General features: G+C 65.4%; 12 protein-coding genes and 3 pseudogenes. 12 read left to right on the top strand and 3 right to left on the bottom strand.

The genetic code is table 11. The features are described 5' to 3' along the window. The first annotated feature begins 213 nt into the window (after positions 1 to 213). The 10 genes and pseudogenes from rpsT (at position 214) to ACVIJ6_RS11490 (ending at position 11,844) form a co-directional block, all read left to right on the top strand. Complete coding sequence (gene rpsT, locus ACVIJ6_RS11535; RefSeq protein WP_012047584.1) at positions 214 to 480, top strand: 30S ribosomal protein S20; 267 nt, start codon at positions 214 to 216, stop codon at positions 478 to 480. A gap of 1,339 nt (positions 481 to 1,819) precedes the next feature. Then, entirely contained in the window at positions 1,820 to 3,247 is a 1,428-nt protein-coding gene (gene dnaA, locus ACVIJ6_RS11530; protein WP_011942530.1) for a chromosomal replication initiator protein DnaA, read from the top strand. 295 nt (positions 3,248 to 3,542) lie between these two features. Further along, a pseudogene (dnaN, locus tag ACVIJ6_RS11525) lies at positions 3,543 to 4,662 on the top strand (DNA polymerase III subunit beta). Positions 4,663 to 4,765: 103 nt separating this feature from the next. After that, positions 4,766 to 5,052, top strand: a pseudogene (locus ACVIJ6_RS11520) (GIY-YIG nuclease family protein). Positions 5,053 to 5,115: 63 nt separating this feature from the next. Beyond that, a complete protein-coding gene (gene recF / locus ACVIJ6_RS11515) occupies positions 5,116 to 6,252 on the top strand; it encodes a DNA replication/repair protein RecF (RefSeq protein WP_456772814.1) in 1,137 nt (378 codons plus the stop codon). Positions 6,253 to 6,565: 313 nt separating this feature from the next. Next, positions 6,566 to 9,004, top strand: coding sequence for a DNA topoisomerase (ATP-hydrolyzing) subunit B (gene gyrB, locus ACVIJ6_RS11510; RefSeq protein WP_456772813.1), 2,439 nt, complete (start codon positions 6,566 to 6,568; stop codon positions 9,002 to 9,004). 103 nt (positions 9,005 to 9,107) lie between these two features. Further along, positions 9,108 to 9,362, top strand: a complete 255-nt coding sequence (locus ACVIJ6_RS11505; protein ID WP_456772812.1) for a FitA-like ribbon-helix-helix domain-containing protein — start codon at positions 9,108 to 9,110, stop codon at positions 9,360 to 9,362. Further along, positions 9,359 to 9,781 (top strand): PIN domain-containing protein, encoded by a 423-nt coding sequence (locus tag ACVIJ6_RS11500; RefSeq protein WP_456772811.1) that lies wholly within the window; start codon positions 9,359 to 9,361, stop codon positions 9,779 to 9,781. The genes ACVIJ6_RS11505 and ACVIJ6_RS11500 overlap by 4 nt, the downstream gene beginning before the upstream one ends. A 106-nt stretch (positions 9,782 to 9,887) precedes the next feature. Beyond that, positions 9,888 to 11,183 (top strand): UDP-N-acetylglucosamine 1-carboxyvinyltransferase, encoded by a 1,296-nt coding sequence (gene murA / locus ACVIJ6_RS11495; protein WP_456772810.1) that lies wholly within the window; start codon positions 9,888 to 9,890, stop codon positions 11,181 to 11,183. 181 nt (positions 11,184 to 11,364) lie between these two features. Next, positions 11,365 to 11,844 (top strand): DUF2867 domain-containing protein, encoded by a 480-nt coding sequence (locus tag ACVIJ6_RS11490; protein WP_456772809.1) that lies wholly within the window; start codon positions 11,365 to 11,367, stop codon positions 11,842 to 11,844. Positions 11,845 to 12,007: 163 nt separating this feature from the next. On the opposite strand, the gene ACVIJ6_RS11485 is transcribed toward ACVIJ6_RS11490, so the two are convergent. Next, positions 12,008 to 12,436 carry a GNAT family N-acetyltransferase gene (locus ACVIJ6_RS11485; protein WP_456772808.1) on the bottom strand — a complete coding sequence of 143 codons (429 nt, stop codon included), beginning with the start codon at positions 12,434 to 12,436 and terminating at the stop codon, positions 12,008 to 12,010. Positions 12,437 to 12,882: 446 nt separating this feature from the next. Further along, positions 12,883 to 13,848: an IS110 family RNA-guided transposase gene (locus ACVIJ6_RS11480; RefSeq protein ID WP_456772807.1), complete on the bottom strand. Its 966-nt coding sequence runs from the start codon at positions 13,846 to 13,848 to the stop codon at positions 12,883 to 12,885. Positions 13,849 to 14,586: 738 nt separating this feature from the next. Between ACVIJ6_RS11480 and ACVIJ6_RS11475 the strand changes: the two are divergent. Next, positions 14,587 to 15,970 (top strand): annotated as a pseudogene (locus ACVIJ6_RS11475) (MATE family efflux transporter). 5 nt (positions 15,971 to 15,975) lie between these two features. Here ACVIJ6_RS11475 and ACVIJ6_RS11470 read toward each other — a convergent pair. Beyond that, complete coding sequence (locus ACVIJ6_RS11470) at positions 15,976 to 17,118, bottom strand: FUSC family protein (protein ID WP_456772806.1); 1,143 nt, start codon at positions 17,116 to 17,118, stop codon at positions 15,976 to 15,978. Positions 17,119 to 17,238: 120 nt separating this feature from the next. Between ACVIJ6_RS11470 and ACVIJ6_RS11465 the strand changes: the two genes are divergently transcribed. After that, on the top strand, positions 17,239 to 18,609 hold the full coding sequence (locus ACVIJ6_RS11465; RefSeq protein ID WP_456772805.1) for an MmgE/PrpD family protein: 1,371 nt from the start codon (positions 17,239 to 17,241) through the stop codon (positions 18,607 to 18,609). Position 18,610 lies beyond the last annotated feature (1 nt).

Here is an 18,610-nt window from a genome sequence, read left to right as displayed (position 1 = left end):
GGGCTGCGCCTATAAGGTACCCCACTGGCGGTGGGCGCAATCCCGCCGCCGCTGTTCTTTGAGCAGCGCCGGTCCACCGAGCAGACCCGCTCTGGTCGTGGCATTCTCAGAGAGGCGTCCGAACAACCACCGCGTCGATGGGACCGCGTCAGGCGGGCCGCGCGCGTACCCGCAAGAGCGGCGACTGCTCGCCGGCGAAGGATATTTGAGAGCATGGCCAACACGACTTCCGCGAAGAAAGCGACGCGCAAGATTGCCCGCCGCACCATCATCAACAAGTCGCGCCGCACCCAGATGCGCGGCGCGGTTCGCTCCGTCGAGGACGCGATCAAGAAGGGCGATCGCGAAGCTGCGCTGAAGGCGATGGCCAACGCCGAGCCGCAGCTGATGCGCGCCGCGCAGCGCAACATCATTCACAAGAACAATGCGAGCCGCAAAGTGTCGCGCCTCACGCACCAGATTGCCAAGCTCGCGAAGTGAACCGTTCGAGCGACTAACGAACTAATCAAGATGCAACAGCCCGGCTTACGCCGGGCTTTTCTTTTGTGCTCTCTGTCTTTAGCGCGCTCTCTGTCTCGCACCCCTTGCAGCCGGCCACCAGCGCATGTCAGGCGCGCACCACGCCTGACTGAAATCGTGTGAACCAGATTGGGACGCTGCGCCGCGCTCGCACATTCGAACCGCGGTGCTGTCGCGCAGGCCTGACACGTTCCGTAGTCCTACGTGCCTGCGTTCCGTAGTTCTACGCGGTGACAATTTTGCCTCACCTGAAACAATCGCGAATCTGCATTGTGCATGCGCATCGATGTCAAGAGCACACAATCCGAGGCTCAACTCGCGCACGCTGTGCGGCGGGAGTTACCCGCTTGAAGTAATCGCAAAAAACTTCGCTTCGAAAATGACTTAAGCGCATAGCGCGACCAAGTGATTGGAAAACCGGGCGCGCTCGGGGGCAACGTAAAAAAATTATGAAGAAATTTTGGGCAGACGATGTTGTTTGTCACATCCGAGATTCCTCGCGATGATTCAAAACCTTGCTTTCTTAACGCGCGACGCGATGCGGCAAGCGGTGCAAAGACTCGTCACGACTGCTCCGATCAAATGGATTGCGAGTCCCGGCGGATGATGTATTTCTTTAATCCACTCGCGGCGCCCACGATCTTGAGACCAGCGCGGTTTTAGAAACGGGGCGGACGTGCAAATCGGCGGCGGTGTGCGCGTTGGCGACGCTTTCCATAGCGATGGCCGGTTCGGTATCCATAGTCATTATGGGTAGCGGCTGATCATTGTCGAAATTTCTCGGGCACAACATCATCGTTGTGCCGTTTTGAACAAGAGAAATACGGCAAGGGTCGACCCGGCTGGAGCTTACGACAGCTTCGCTCAGTGGGTGGACAATTGGACGGGATGTATGGCGTAGCGGCTGAATCTGGGGTTCGGACGCGTCTGCCTTTGAGACTTGTGCGAGATGACAACTTGCCGTGAGCAATCACGGCGAGGCGGGGAGGTTGCATGCTTTACGGACACATCACGGTTGGACACAGAACACCGGTTCCGGATCACGCACCCTTAGCGGTCGACACCACCAGCACGGCCATCGGTCCTCCCCTCCTCATCGCGCATCGGAGTATGCGCTGACCTCGCGGAGACACTTCCTCGACCAGCATTGATCTGCCCGACAGCGTGCGCGCTGAACGGCGAAGCTATGTCTGGAGTTGAGCCTCCGCTCGAGGTCTCGCCGCGGCTGGCGATTCCGTTTCAGGACATCTGCCCGGCGATCACTTGACACCACCACTCAATTCGAAAAGTTGCGACTGCCATGACAAATTCGGAACAGGAACGCTGGTCTCGCGTGAAGGGTCGGCTGCGCTCGACCGTCGGCGAGGACGTCTATACGAGCTGGTTTGCGCGGATGGACCTCGAAGCCGTGCAGGATGAGAGCGTTCATCTGTCGGTGCCGACGCGGTTCCTGAAGAGCTGGATCCAGGCGCATTACGCCGAGCGCGTGCTGTCCTGCTGGCAGGCCGAGATGCCGGAGGTGCATCGCATCGATCTCTCCGTTCGCACCGCCATGCGCTGCGCAACGCCCGCCAAGGAGGCGCCGGTCGCCGTCGAGGCGCGCCGCGCCGAGCGCGGTGACGCCAAGCCTGCCGACACCCGTGCGCCGGTGATGACGCCCGTCGCGGCCAGCCATGACGCGCTCGGCGGCTCGCCGCTCGATCCGCGCCTGACCTTCGCCAGTTTCGTAGTCGGCCGCGCCAACACGCTCGCCCATGCCGCCGCGCGCCAGGTCGCCGACGGCCGCCGCGGCGATCCCGTGATGTTCAACCCGCTCTACATTCATGCCGGCGTCGGCCTCGGCAAGACGCATCTGCTGCAGGCCGTGACCTGGGCCGGCAATGCCGGCGGCGAGCGCAAGGTGCTGTATCTCACCGCCGAGAAGTTCATGTACGGCTTCGTTGCGGCGCTGAAATCGCAGACGGCGCTGGCCTTCAAGGAGGCGCTGCGCGGCATCGACGTGCTGGTGATCGACGATCTGCAGTTCCTGCAGGGCAAGTCCACGCAGGCGGAGTTCTGCCACACGCTGAATGCGCTGATCGATGCCGGACGCCAGGTGGTGATCGCAGCTGACCGCCCGCCGTCCGATCTCGAGAGCCTCGACGACCGCGTCCGCTCGCGGCTCGCCGGCGGCCTGGTCGTCGAGATGGCCACGCTGGGCGAGGATCTGCGGCTCGGCATTCTCAAGTCGCGCGTCGCGGCGGCGCGCGCCCATCATGCCAGCTTCGACGTGCCGGAGCCGGTGCTGGATTATCTCGCCCGCTCCATCACCCATAATGGCCGCGACCTCGAAGGCGCCATCAACCGGCTGCTGGCGCATTCCAAGCTCAACAACCAGCCCGTCACGCTGGATATGGCCGAGCGCGAGGTGCGCGACCTGGTGCGGCCGCAGGAGCCGAAACGGATCAAGATCGAGGATATCCAGCGCGTCGTGGCGCGGCAGTACAATGTCAGCCGCTCCGACCTGCTGTCGTCGCGGCGCACCGCCAATGTCGTCCGCCCGCGCCAGGTCGCGATGTATCTGGCGAAGACGCTGACCTTGCGGTCGCTGCCCGAGATCGGCCGCCGCTTCGGCGGACGCGACCACACCACCGTGCTGCATGCGGTCCGCAAGATCGAGGCGCTGGTCGGCAAGGACACGACGCTGAACGACGAGGTCGAGGCGCTGAAGCGCCAGCTTCAGGACTGAACGAGCCCGCACGGCCCGGGGGAGCGGACAGAAGGTCCGCCCCCAGCCGTGGTCTCCCTGCCCTTCAGACGCCCCCTCGGACCTGGCCTCCGGATCGCGGAAGCGCCTGCCGAAACATGGGAAATCGGCCCGCCATCACTTGCGCTCGGGCCACATCCGCGCCACTTTACGCTTCCCCCTCACGCTCCTGGACGCTGACCAAGCGCCGTTCGGGCGCGAGGAGCCATCGGCCGCGGCGCTGCTCAGCCCGCCGGCATTCCAGGACAAGCTCAGTTGGGAACGGGCGGGTAGTGCAATGAAGGTAACCGTCGAACGCGCGCAGCTCCTGAAGTCGCTGGGCCACGTCCATCGGGTGGTCGAGCGGCGCAACACCATCCCGATCCTGGGCAATGTGCTGGTGCGTGCCGAGAATGCCCGGCTCTCGCTGCGCGCGACCGATCTCGACCTCGAAGTGACGGAAACCCTGGCGGCCGAGACCGCGACCGCGGGTGCGACCACCGTGCCGGCGCACATGTTCTACGACATTGTGCGCAAGCTGCCGGATGGTTCGCAGATCGTGCTGGAGAGCGATGGTGAGCGCGCCGTGCTTGCGATCCGCGCCGGCCGCTCCAAATTCACCCTGCAGACGCTGCCGGAAAGCGATTTCCCGGATCTCGCCGCGGGCGACATGACGCATGCCTTCGGGGTTCCCGCCAAGGACATCAAGAGCCTGATCGACCGGACCCAATTCGCGATCTCGACCGAGGAGACGCGCTATTACCTTAACGGCATCTATCTGCATGCCGGCGGCACCGCCAAGCAGCCGAGCCTGCGCGCGGTCGCGACCGACGGCCACCGCCTCGCTCAGGTCGACCTCCCGCAACCCGCCGGCGCCGCCGAGATGCCGGGGGTGATCGTGCCGCGCAAGACCGTCGGCGAGGTGCAGCGCCTGATCGAGGACAATGACAGCGAGATCAGGATCGAGCTGTCGCAGGGCAAGATCCGCTTCACGCTGGGCCAGGTCGTTCTGACATCGAAACTGATCGACGGCACCTTCCCGGATTACGGCCGCGTCATTCCGCAGAACAACGACAAGGAACTGGTCGTCGACAAGGCCGACTTCGCCGCCGCCGTCGACCGCGTCTCCACCATTTCGAGCGAGCGCGGCCGCGCCGTGAAGCTCGCGCTCTCCCCCCGGCAGGCTGGTGCTGTCGGTCACCAATCCCGATTCCGGTAGCGCGACCGAAGAGCTCGAGGTCGAATACGCCGCCGACGCGCTCGATATCGGCTTCAACTCGCGCTATCTGCTCGACATCGCCGCCCAGATCGAGGGCGAGGTCGCGGTGCTCAGGCTTGCCGACCCGGGCTCGCCGACCCTGATCCAGGACCGCGACAACCGCAACGCGCTGTACGTGCTGATGCCGATGCGGGTGTGAGCGGCAGCGCGGAAGCGGCGCTGCCATGGACGCCGCGGACCGCAGCCAACAAGTATCAATCATCCGTCATGGCCGGGCTTGACCCGGCCATCCATCTCAACAAATGGCCTACTGGGTCAACATTCTCGCGAGCAAACCGGGTGGTACGCTGTATGTCGGCGTGACCAATGATCTCGTCCGTCGCATCTATGAGCACCGAGAAGGTCTCGCGGAGAGCTTTACGCGACGCTACGGGATCAAGCGACTGGTCTACTGTGAGGCGCATGAGACGATCGCGGCCGCGCTGCAGCGTGAGAAGAACATCAAGCACTGGCCACGCGAATGGAAGATCGACTGATCGTGGCAACTAATCCCGACTGGCGCGAGCTCTACGATGAAACAGTCCGCTGACGCGGACGATGAATTGCCGGGTCGAGCCCGGCAATGACGAAATTAAGGTCCTAGCTCCTCTCCATGACCCCCTCCCGCATCAATCGCCTCGCGCTGACGCATTTCCGCAGCTATCGCGCGGCCAGTGTCAGCGTGCAGGCGGACATGGTCGCGCTGGTGGGAGCGAACGGCGCCGGCAAGACCAATTGCCTGGAGGCGATCTCGTTCTTCGCGCCCGGCCGTGGCCTGCGCCGCGCCACGCTGGAAGACGTGGCCGACAATCAGGGCGACGGCTCCTGGGCGATCTCGGCGGAGATCGAGGGCGCGCTGGGACTGGCGACCTTCGGCACCGGCATCGAGCCGCCGCGCAGCGACGCCGCGATTGTCAGGCGCTGCCGCATCGACCGCGAACCGGTCGGCTCGGCGGCCGCGTTCGGCGACCACATCCGCATGGTCTGGCTGACGCCGGCGATGGACGGCCTGTTCATGGGCGCAGCCTCGGAGCGCCGCCGCTTCTTCGACCGCCTGGTGCTCGCGATCGACAGCGAACATTCCAGCCGCGTCTCGGCGCTGGAGCGCTCGTTGCGCTCGCGCAACCGGCTGCTCGAGGTGCGCAATTTCGACGACCATTGGTGTGACGCGATCGAGCGCGAGACGGCGGAGCTTGCGGTTGCCGTCGCCGCGAGCCGCGGCCAGACCGCGGTGAAGCTCGCCGCGATGCTGCGCCAGCGCGGGCAAGCTTCCGCATTCCCGTCGGCCGAGATCGCGCTCGACGGCTGGATGGAGAACGCGCTGCTGACCGAGCCTGCGCTCGCCGTCGAGGACCGCTATCGCGCCCTGCTGCGTGACAACCGCGCGCGCGATGCCGCGGCGGGGCGGACGCTTGACGGCCCGCATCTGACCGATCTCCACGTCATCTATGCGCCGAAAAGCATGCCGGCGCGCGATGCCTCGACCGGCGAGCAGAAGGCGCTGCTGATCGGGCTGGTCCTCGCACATGCGACCCTGGTCGCCGAGACCACCGGCATCGTGCCGATGCTGCTGCTCGACGAGATCGTCGCCCATCTCGATCCCGGCCGCCGCACGGCGTTGTTCGCCGAACTCGGCACGCTCGGTGCCCAGGTATGGCTGACCGGGGCGGATCCCGCCGCCTTTGCCGAGCTGCGCGAGCTCGGCGAGATCTTCGACGTCGAAGGCGGCCGGATCAGCGCGCGGCCGTAAGGCCACCGGCAGGAGCTGCAGTTCCGATGCGTCGCCCGGCCAACCCGGCCGCAGGCGGATTCAGCGGTCATCTCGGCGCCCGAAGGGCGCCGGAAACGGCGCTGCAACAGCCGGAGACGGCGCTTCGAATCGGCCTTTCGCGCGGCCCCGACGAGGCCTTCGGGCGGCTTGAAAAAACGTTAAAAAAACCTATTTCTTCAATATCTTAGGATGCGCCTTTTTGCGCTAGGCGCGTCCGCTCTTTCATGGCACAAAGAATGCTCTCAGCACCCTCGCGCGACACCGCTCCTCGGGATCCTTTCAAAGGCCTCACATGACCGAACCCGCCCGGCAAACCATCGCCGACAACGAGCCTGCAACCGCGAACGACTATGGCGCTGAATCGATCCGGGTGTTGAAGGGCCTGGATGCCGTGCGCAAGCGCCCGGGCATGTATATCGGCGACACCGATGACGGCTCCGGCCTGCACCACATGGTCTACGAGGTCGTCGACAATGCGATCGACGAGGCGCTCGCCGGCTATGCGAGCCGCGTCGAGGTGGTGCTCAACGCCGACAATTCCGTCACGGTGCGCGACGACGGCCGCGGCATTCCGGTCGACATCCACAAGGGTGAAGGCGTGTCGGCAGCCGAGGTCATCATGACCCAGCTGCATGCCGGCGGTAAGTTCGACCAGAACTCCTACAAAGTTTCCGGCGGCCTGCACGGCGTCGGCGTCTCCGTCGTCAACGCGCTGTCGAGCAAGCTGCAGCTGCGCATCTGGCGCGAGGACAAGGAGCACCTGATCGAGTTCGCCCATGGCGACGCCGTGGCGCCGCTCAAGGTGGTCGGCGAGGCGCAAGGACGGCGCGGCACCGAGGTGACGTTCCTCGCTTCCACCGAGACCTTCAAGATCGTCGAATACGACTACGCCACGCTCGAACACCGCCTGCGCGAGCTGGCGTTCCTCAACTCCGGCGTCCACATCGTGCTCTCGGACATGCGCCATGCGGTCGAGAAGCGCGAGGAGATGTTCTATTCCGGCGGCGTCGAGGAGTTCGTCAAATATCTCGACCGCAACAAGAAAGCGATCGTTCCCGCCCCGATCATGGTGCGCTCGGAAGTCAACGGCATCACCGTGGAGGCGGCGCTGTGGTGGAACGACAGCTATCATGAGAACGTGCTGTGCTTCACCAACAACATCCCGCAGCGTGACGGCGGCACCCATCTCGCCGGCTTCCGCGGCGCGCTGACGCGCCAGGTCAACGGCTACGCGGATGCCCACGCCAAGAAGGAGAAGATCGCGCTGACCGGCGACGACTGCCGCGAAGGCCTCACAGCGGTGCTCTCCGTGAAGGTGCCCGACCCGAAATTCTCGTCGCAGACCAAGGACAAGCTGGTGTCCTCGGAAGTGCGCCCGGTGGTCGAGAACGTCATCAACGAGGCGCTGTCGGCGTGGTTCGAGGAGCATCCGTCCGAGGCCAAGACCGTTGTCGGCAAGGTGATCCAGGCCGCCGCCGCCCGCGAGGCGGCGCGCAAGGCGCGCGAACTGACGCGCAAGAATCCGCTCAACAACATCGCCTCGCTGCCGGGCAAGCTCGCCGACTGCCAGGAAAAGGATCCGGCCAAGTCCGAGCTGTTCATCGTCGAGGGTGACTCGGCCGGCGGCAGTGCCAAGCAGGGCCGCAACCGCGAGTTCCAGGCGGTGCTGCCGCTGCGCGGCAAGATCCTCAATGTCGAGCGCGTGCGTCCGGACAAGATGTTGTCCAGCGAGCAGATCGGCACCTTGATCACGGCGCTCGGCACCGGCATCAGCGACGACTTCTCGATCGACAAGCTGCGCTATCACAAGATCATCGTGATGACCGACGCCGACGTCGACGGCGCCCACATCCGTACCTTGCTGCTGACCTTCTTCTACCGGCAGATGCGCCAGATCATCGATCGCGGCCACCTCTACATCGCGCAGCCGCCGCTCTACAAAGTGACGCGCGGCAAGTCCGAACAGTATCTGAAAGACGAGCGCGCGCTGGAGGATTATCTGATCGGCAGCGGCCTCGACGACTGCGTGTTCAAGAGCGCGGAGGGCGAGGAACGCAAGGGCCGCGACCTCCTGGCGCTCGTCGAAGAGGCACGCATCGTCCGCAACATTCTGCGCAACCTGCACAGCCGCTACGACCGCACGGTCGTCGAGCAGGCGGCGATCGCCGGCGTGCTGCGCGCGGACATCACCCGTGACATCGCCACTGCCGATGCCGCGGCGGAGTACATCGCCAAGCGGCTCGACGTGCTCGCCGACGAGGTCGAACGCGGCTGGATCGGTCACTTCGTCGAAGGCCAGGGTTTCACCTTCGAGCGCACCGTGCGCGGCGTCAAGGACGTCGCCGTGATCGACGACGCCCTGCTTGCCTCTGCCGATGCGCGCAAGCTCGACGACTACGCGGCGCGCTTGCAGGAGGCCTATGCCAAGCCCGGCTTCCTGCGCCGCGGTGACGCACCGACCGTGATCCATGGCCCCATCGACCTGTTCGAGGCGGTCACCGATGCCGGCCGCAAGGGCATCGCCATGCAGCGCTACAAAGGGCTGGGCGAGATGAATCCGCAGCAACTCTGGGAAACCACGCTCGATACCGAGGCGCGCACCCTGCTGCAGGTGAAGGTCAAGGAGGTCGACGAGGCCGACGACATCTTCACCAAGCTGATGGGCGACGTCGTCGAGCCGCGCCGCGAGTTCATTCAGGACAATTCGCTGTCGGCGAATGTGGACGTGTAGGCTGAGCTAACTAACCAACCCAACCGAGACAGATGCTGCGCCTGGGCATTGATATCATCATATCATATTGATATCATATTCGCATGGAGGGACGAACGCAGTCATGCCCGCGGTGACCATTCGCAACCTGTCAGAAGAGACCCATCGCGCCCTGAAAGCGCGGGCGGCTCAGCACAATCGCAGCACCGAAGCGGAAATTCGCGCCATCCTCGAAGAGGCCGTTCGGCCCGAGGGGCGACTTCGTATCGGCACCGCGCTGGCTGAAATGAGCCGGAACATCGGCCTCACCAATGCCGACGTCGACGCCCTCGAGCAACATCGCGCGACCAACCCCGCTGAACCGTTGCGCTTCAAATGATCCTGCTCGACACCAATGTCGTGTCGGAAGCAATCAAGCCCGAACCATCGGCGCAGGTCAGAGCATGGCTCGATCAACAAATCGCCGAGACGCTGTATCTCTCAAGCGTCACCATTGCGGAGCTGATGTTCGGCATCGGTGCGCTTCCCAATGGACGGCGCCAGGACCGACTGACCGCTGCGCTCAATGGCGTATTTGAGCTATTCGAAACGAGAATCTTGCCATTCGATACCAGCGCTGCCCGTCGCTATGCCGAACTCGCCGTGAAGGCCCGCGCCGCCGGACAGGGGTTTCCAACGCCTGACGGCTACATCGCCGCCATCGCCGCGCACCATCATTTTTCCGTCGCAACCCGCGGTACGACCGCGTTCATGGCCGCAGGTGTTGCCGTCATTGATCCTTGGAACGCCACGTCCTGAAGTCGACCGCAGTGGCCTGCCCTCGCCTTCCGTGATAATTCCGTGCCCGACCGATGTTCCGCGTTCGCCGCTCTCTGGCAACCCTCTCAAAACGGACCTTTCGCGCATGGCGCCCATTCAATACATCGTCGAGGGGGGTCACCGGCTCAAGGGCGCGATCGAGCCGTCGGGCAACAAGAACGCGGCGCTGCCGATCATCGCCGCCGCGCTCTTGACCGAGCATCCGGTGACGCTCGACAACGTGCCGCGCATCCGTGACACCGAGACGCTGGTGGAGCTGGTGCGCTCGGTCGGCGCCTCGGCCGAATGGCGCGGCCGCAACAGGCTCGCGATCCACGCCAAGGAGATCCGTGCCGCCGATCTCGATCCGGACCTGTGCGCCCGCATCCGTGCCTCGATCCTGCTCGCCGGTCCCCTCCTCGCCCGCTGCGGCGAAGTGGCGCTGCCGCCGCCCGGCGGCGACGTGATCGGCCGCCGCCGCCTCGACACGCATTTCCTGGCTTTCGAGCAGCTCGGCGCCACCGTGACCGCGACCGACAAGATCGAGCTGCGCGCCTCCGGCCTGAAGGGCGCCGACGTCTTCCTCGACGAGCCCAGCGTCACCGCGACCGAGAACGCGCTCGTCGCGGCCGTCGCCGCGCACGGCACGACTTATCTGCGCAACGCGGCCTCCGAGCCGCATGTCCAGGACCTCGCGCATTTCCTGGTCGCGCTCGGCGCCAATATCGAGGGCATCGGCACCAACACCATGGTGATCCATGGCGCCAGCACGCTCGGCCAGGCGTCCTATTCGATCCAGCCCGATCACATCGAGGTCGGTTCGCTGATCGGGCTCGCCGCGGTGACGCGCTCGCCGTTGCGCATCGTGCGCGCCGGCACCGAGCATCTGCGCTCGATCCGGATGGGCTTTGAGCGGCTCGGCATCGTCTGCGAGGTCGCGGGCGACGATCTCATCGTGCCGTCCGACCAGACCATGAAGATCAAGGACGATTTCGGCGGCCACGTGCCGAAGCTGGAGGACCAGCCCTGGCCGGCCTTTCCCGCCGACCTGATGTCGATCGCGATCGTCACCGCCACGCAATGCGAGGGCGTGATCCTGATGTTCGAGAAGATGTTCGAGTCACGGATGTTCTTCGTCGACAAGCTGATCTCGATGGGCGCGCGCATCGTGTTGTGCGACCCGCACCGCGCCATCGTTGCCGGCCCCAGCCGCCTGCGCGGCGCCCGCGTCGTCTCCCCCGACATCCGTGCCGGCATGGCCATGCTGCTCGCCGCGCTCGGCGCCGAGGGCACCTCGAAGATCGACAACGCCGACCAGATCGAGCGCGGCTACGAGCGCATCGACGAGCGGCTGAACGCACTCGGCGCCAAGATCACCCGCGTGCCCGAGCGCGGGCGGTGAAGCGTTCGACGCCAGGGCTTTCGCCAGCGTCATTGCGAGCGGAGCGAAGCGATCCAAGATCCTTGCTCCGCCCTGGATTGCTTCGCTCCGCTCGCAACGACGGATTAGTGGCCGTCCCGCCGCCATCAGATCGCTTCGTGGGGGCCACAGCTACGACCATTACATGCGGGGCTCACTGTCCATGACCATCAGCGAGATCACTCCCGAGGTCGACCGCAACAGATGGCTCGCTGGCGCGGACTTCGCCGATGCCTTCCGCGTCACCGTCGAAGCCTCGGCGCTCGATGCCCGTACGGCGGCCGAGCTCATGCTCGGTCAGGCGCCCACGTGGATGGCCGCGCTCTTGAAGCTCCGCAATCTGCTGGTTCGTCCGTTCGGTCTGAAAACATCCGGCGCCGACGCGCGACATTCACGTCCCATGATCGGGATATTCCCGGTTGTCGACGAAACGCCGCAACGGATCGTCCTCGGCTTCGACGATAGGCATCTGGATTTTCGCGTCGTGATCGATGCCGCGTCTCATGGCGAAACGTCGCAGGTCACCGCGACCACCTTGGTGCAGACCCACAACGCGCTCGGCCGCATCTATCTCACGATCATCATGCCGTTTCACCGGCTGGTCGCAAAGACGATGCTCCGACAAGTCGCAGCGTCCGCCTGATCCCGCAGCCCGCGCAAAGCGCCCCCCCCAAGCCAACTCCGAATTCCGCTGCTGTGGCAGCCTGGATTGCTCCTCTGCCCACTGACGCCAACACGAGCCGACCAACAGGCTCGTGAGAGTTTTGCGCAATTCAGCCGGGACTGGCGCCTCGACATCCGCTCGCTCAGGGTCGACGCTGATGCGACCAGCCTTGCCCTGCGACAGGATCGAATCCCATCTCCTCCCAGAAGCGTGCAGCGTCATCGCTGCCCGCATGGACGGTCACGATCTCGACCTTTCCGGCGGCCGCACGCAGCAGATCTGCCGCGATGGTTCGCGCCACGCCGGCGCGCCTGAAGTCCCGGTGCACGTAAAGCCGCCGCATGCGCCAGGCCGGCTGCCCAGCCGACACCGGCTCGTCCGTGATCGCGCCGATGCCGGCGAGCACGGTATCGACATGAGCTGCTATCACGCGGTGGAACATCGACGGAGTCCCGGCGAACTCGGCCGACAGCCGGGTCATGTTGGCATGACCGTCGGCTCTCGCGTCCAGCTCCAGCTTATGAAAATCGATCGGCAACTGATCGTCGACAGGTTCAAGAGCGATCGTCATGGTCAGCGAACTTCCATATCACGCCCAGATATCGAGCTAAGGGACGCAGCAAAGATCGAGCGTATGGCGGTTTGGCGACTCACCTCGCGCTTCTGTTGACGGCCTCGCGAGCGAGATCGCTTCAATGTCACGGCGGATCGGCCGAAAAAGCCGAGGCCGAGTTCGCCGAAAAGCGCAATTTGATAGTCAGCTCAGTGGCATGCTCCAAGTCATCTGTTCTGCCGAAATTTTCCGCTTGCGCGATTTCCGAAAATCGGAAACATTGTGCCCATCCCGTCCTCATGAGAGCAACTGTGCTGTTGAGGTAGGCCGGCGATCGGCCGGCCTCAAGGCTGGCGCGAGACGCGCCTCCGCCTTCGGCGGCTGAAGGCCTTGACCCCGTCCGCTCGCCGTCCTGTTGGCTTGGCATGCGCTCGGTCGCGGACCGAGCGCGGCGTGGCGCTCGATCAGCTCACCGCAACGCGTGGCGGCTTGGGATTCCACTTCTCCCCGCGGGCGATCATCGTGTTGAGGATGATGATCAACTTGCGCATGCAGGCGATGAGCGCAACTTTCGGCTCCTTGCCCTTGGCGGTGAGGCGCTCATAGTAGGCCTTGAGCACCGGATTATGCTGGGTTGCTGCGCCGAGGCAGGGAAGAAACAGGCCGTTTCTCACCCAGCGCCGGCCACCCTTGATGTGGCGCTCGCCTCGGCGCTTGCCACTGTCATCGTCGTAAGGAGCGACCCCGATCAGGGCGGCGGCGATCTCGTCGCTCACCTTGCCGAGCTCCGGCGCTCCTGCAATGAGGATCGCGGAGGTCGTTCCGGCAAGCCCTGGAACACTTTCGATGATCTCGGCGCGCTCGGCAAACTCCGGTGTGGCCTTGACCTTGGCCGAGATCGCAGCCTCAAGCTTTGCAATCTGTGCCGCGAGCGTCTTCAACACCTGGGAATGGGCCTTCTGCGCCAATCCCGGCACGACATGTTCGTGCTGGTTCTGTAGACGGGTTTTCAGATCCATCAGGTTCTTGCGTGCTTTCACCAGTCCCGCCAGTTCCTCGCGGGCAGCGTCGTAGGTCTGGCTCGGTGCGTCGTTGAACGTCTCGGCGAACCAGGCGATCATCTCCGCATCGATCGTGTCGTTCTTCGCCAGTCGACCGGCCGATAGGGCAAAGTTGCGAACCCGCTTGGGATCGACGATCCGCACCTCCACGCCTGCCTGGCGCAACACCTTGGCCCATTCGCGCTCATAGCCGCCAGTGGCCTCCATGACGGCCTTGTTCACCTTGTGCTTGCGAAGCAAGGCCAACAGCTGGCGGTGCCCTTGCGGAGTGCTCGGGAACGTCTGCCGTAGTCCGAGACCGCGAATGCAGCCGTCCACCTTGTCCTTGGCCACATCGATGCCGGCGACACCGTTTGCGATCTGTGTCATCATCCACTCCCTTCCTTGCCTTGTATGGGCTCGAGGCCCTTGCAACTGTTCGGGTTGAGGAAGATCACCGGAGCTGTCCCTCGCTCTGAAACAGGCTCTGCCGCGTTTGGGGCGTTACGGGCTCAGATCCTGCGACGGGCGGTTTTGCGAGAACCGCCCGTTCGCACATTCTGACAGACTTTCTGAACACAAGGGGCGCTTCGCGATCGTCACGGACCGTAGAGGGCGGGGATGCGATGGATGCGGCGGCTCACAGCGCGCACTTTGGGCAACCCCGAGGCTGGCGCGTGGACGAAGGAGCGACCGCATACGGCGAAGTCGTATGGTCCTGGCCTCCCGATGCTGAGGTCAAGCTGGCGGGCGATCCGCTGGCGACGGTGGCCAACAAGCACGGCGCACCGAGGAGAGTACGTATAAGCCGTTCCAACCATCGCGCAGGGAAGGCCGGAGTGTAGCGGCCGACCTGTGGTGACTGCCGCCTGCTACTTCTTTTGCAGGCGGGCCATGGGTGTGGTCAAGCACCCGGCCTTCCCTGCGCCCTCGTATCCGAGGGCCACTGACCAGTCAGAGCTCGGACGCGAAAAAGCGCCGCGAGATCGCGCAGTCGCGAACGCGAAGATGTTTGAGGCTATGATCGCGAATTGTTGCGCGGAACTGCGCTCACGCGCCGCACGTCTCCGAGCCAGAACATACGTCCTTGATGTGCAGGACGTCACGGGTGCTGCTATAGCCGCGCTTATGACCACCACAATTGGAACCGGCCATGCGCCTCCGGCGGCGCCCACACCTTCTTTCGCGCTCGAACTCTGGGACACGATCCGCCTCGCCGCGCCGATGGCGCTGACGCAGCTGTCGCAGATCGCGATGATGTCGACCGATCTCGCCTTCATCGGCCGGCTCGGCGGCGATGCCGTCGCGGCGGCAGCCTTGGCGGGCACGGTGTATTTCGTCGGTTCGACCTTCGGCATGGGGCTGATGTCGGCGGTGGCGCCGCTCGCCGCGCAGGCCTATGGCGCGGCCGATGCCGGCTTGGTGCGGCGCGCGTTGCGGGTCGGAATGTGGGCCGGCCTGTTCATCGCGCTGCCGATCATGCTGATCGCGCTGAATGGCGAGGCCATCCTGCTCGCGCTGGGACAGGCCGCGGGAGTGGCGCATCTCGCACAGAACTATCTCGCCGGCCTCGCCTGGGGCGTTGCGCCGATGCTGTGGTTCCTGGCACTGCGCAGCTTCATGGGCGCGGTCAACCGCCCCGAGCCGGTGCTGTGGATCACGCTGGCCGCGATTCCGCTCAACGCGTTGCTGGTCTATCCGCTGCTATACGGCAGATGGGGCTTTCCGCAGCTCGGCCTGACCGGCGTCGGCTTGGCCACATCGACCGTCAATTTGGGAACGTTTCTCGCCGGACTCTGGTTCGCGACGTGTCGTGCGCCGTTCCGCGACTATCACGTGCTGGCACGGTTGCAGCGGATCGACTGGCGGCTGATGCGCCAGCTCCTCGTCATCGGCGCGCCGATCTCATTGTCGTTCCTGCTCGAATATGGCCTGTTCTCCGCGGCCGCGATCCTGATGGGGGTTGATCAGCACGACCGCGCTGGCCGCGCATCAGATTGCGCTGCAGATCACGGCGATCCTGTTCATGGTGCCGTTCGGCATCAGCATGGCCGCCACCGTCCGCGTCGGCCACGCCACGGGACGCAACGACGCGATCGGGGTTCGGCGCGCCGGGCTGATGGCGATGCTGCTCGGCGTTTCGCTTGCGGTGCTGTTCACCGTCGGAATCATCGTGGCGCAGCACGACATCGTGCAGCTGTTCCTCGGCGCCGGCCTCGCCGATGCGCAGGCCACGGCGGTGCTGGCGGCCACCTTGCTGCTGGTCGGTACGACCTTCTTCATCACCGATGCGCTGCAGACCATCGCGGTGGGCGCCTTGCGCGGCATCAAGGACACGCGCGTGCCGCTGCTGCTCGCCGTGCTCGGCTACTGGCTGATCGGCTTTCCCGCCTCCTATGTGCTCGGCCTGCATACTGCACTCGGCGCGACCGGAATCTGGATCGGGTTGTCGCTCGGCACCGCGATCTACGCAGCCCTGCTGGTGCTGCGCTTCCTGCGGCTGTCGCGATGACGCCGTCACGCGCCAGCCGTGTCAGACGTCTCCTCCGGCTCCGGCCGATGCGGCTTGCCGGTCGACGCCCCGGCCCATTCGGCGACGACGCGCTCGAGGTCGATCAAATTCTGCCGCATCTGGTCGAGCGAGAAGCCGAGCGCGAAGAAGCGCTCGGCGGCATCGCCGGGCAGGCCGCGCGTCAGGCCGTCGCTGCGCACGGCGGCGACCGCCTCGGCATAGGCCTTGAGGGCGACATGAACCGGCCAGATCGCCGGCGGGCCGGAACCATTGCGGATGGCGCTGGCGCAGCCGCGCAGATAGCTGGCAATGGCGTCGCTAACGCGCGTCACCGGACCCGACAGCCGCGCCTGCAGTTCCGACGGCAGCGGCACCACGCTGGCGCGACCGATCATCACGACGTCATGGCGCAGCCGCAGGATCGTGCGCAACAGCGGCCCGGTATCCGCGCCCGACGACAGCCGCGCCGCGCGCTCGCGCTCGGCCTCGGCGCCGGTCGCGTTCAGCTCGGTCAGCGCGGCGCCGATGCCGTCCTGGATCCGGTGCAGCGCGTCGTTGTCACGGCCGCGCGACAGGCCGGCGAGCAATTCGGCCAGCGCTGCGGCGATCAGCTCGAGCAGCCGCCCCGCCGCGCTGCGCATCTGCACATGGGCGCGCGACGGCAGCACGATGAACGAGACGGTGAGTCCCGTGAGCGCGCCGACCGCGACCTCGAACACACGGTCGATCGCCGAGCCCAAGGGATCGAGATGGCCCATGGTCGGCACCAGCAGCACAATCACCGCAGTCACCGTCGCCGCGTTGAGGCTGGGATTGATCGCGGCGATGAAGGCGAGCGGCGTCACCGCGAGGATCAGCATGCCGAGCAGTTGCAGCTCGCCCGAATGCGGGATGAAGACCGTGATGGCGCCGCCATAGATCGCGCCGCCGATGGTGCCGAACATGTAGTCGCGCGTCGCCTTCAGCGAACGCCCGACGCTGCCTTGCGTCACGATCAGCGAGGTCAGCACCGCCCACAGCGGCAGCTTGAGCTGAAACGCGGTCGCGATCGCGAAGGCCAGCGTCGCCGCCACCGTGCCACGCACGGCCAGCGACATCGGCGCCTTGCGGGCGCGGACCCGGCCGAACAGCTCCTTGAACGACGCCATCGTTCACTCACCTCGCAAGGACCGGCGCGGTCCGGACATAGCAGCTTCCCACCCGATCCGAGCGGCTTGAAACGCAGAATCAGCTTGCCTACGCTATTTCCAACGAACCGAGGAAACACGATGGCCCAGGAAACCGCAACGCTCGCCGCCTATGTCGCCGACCTGAAATATGACGCTATCCCGCCCGAGGTGCTCGACCGCGCCAAGGTGCTGACCCTGGACTTTCTCGGCAGCGCCATCCGCGCCCGGCGCGAGGCGGAATCGACCCCGTCCGTGGTGAAGATGCTGGCGGCGCTGAAGCTGGATTCGGCCGGCGAGGCGACCGTGTTCGGCGATTCCAGGACGTGGACGCCGGCGGTGGCGGCGCTGCTGAACGGCACGATGGGCCATTCGCTCGATTTCGACGATACCCACGCCGACTCGTCGCTGCATCCCAGCGCGCCGGTGGTGCCGGCCGCCTTCGCCGTCGGCGAAATGGTCGGCGCGTCCGGCCGCGAGGTGCTGACCGCGATCGTCGCCGGCTATGAAGTGTGCTGCCGGCTCGGCAATGCGCTCGATCCGACCTCGCATTATGCCCGCGGCTTCCATCCGACCGCGACGGCCGGCACCTATGGCGCAGCCGCGGCCGCCGGCAAGCTGTTCGGCCTGTCCGAGCAGCAGCTGATCTACGCATTCGGCGTGTCCGGCAGCCAGGCGGCCGGTTCGCTGCAATTCCTGGTCAACGGCGCCTGGAACAAGCGCTATCAGGTCGGGGCGTCGGCGATGAACGGCGTGATCGCGGCGACCTTGGCCAAGAACGATTTCGTCGGCGCAATCGAATCCGTCGAGGGCAAGCACGGCCTGCTGGTCGGCTACACCGACACGCCACACCGGGAGAAAGCGGTCGCCGGCCTCGGCACCACCTACGAGACGATGAAGATCGGCGTGAAGCCATATCCGAGCTGCCGCTATACGCATGCCGCGATCGACGCCATCATCGCACTGCGCCGCGAGCACAATCTGACCCCGGACCAGGTCAAGCGCGTCGAGATCGGTCTGCACCGCAACGGCATCACCTTGACCGGCGACGCCGCGACCAAGCGCCACCCGACCTCGATCGTCGGCGGCCAGTTCTCGATGTTCTTCACCGGCGCGCTGGCGCTCGACCAGGGCCGCTTCGGCTGGGACGACTACACGCGGCTCGGCGATGCTGCGATCAACAACCTCGCGAACAAGTTCGACGTCGTGCAGGACGACAAATTGGAGATCGGCCGCAGCCATCCGTTCGGCGCGCGCGTCACCATCACCACCGAGGATGGCGTGCACGAGCGTCTGCACGACGATCCCTCGGGCGAGCCGACCTCGTTCCCCTCGGCGCAGGCCATGAGCGACAAGTTCATCACCTTGGCGCGGCCGGTGCTGAGCAGCCGCGCACAGCATTTTGCCGACGCGATCCTGGGGCTGGAGCGGTTCGATCGTGTCGCGCAGGCCACCGCCCTGGGCCGGGCGTGAG

This window comes from Bradyrhizobium sp. USDA 4369 (genome assembly GCF_054056435.1).
This window is presented reverse-complemented; position numbering and strand designations above follow the sequence as displayed.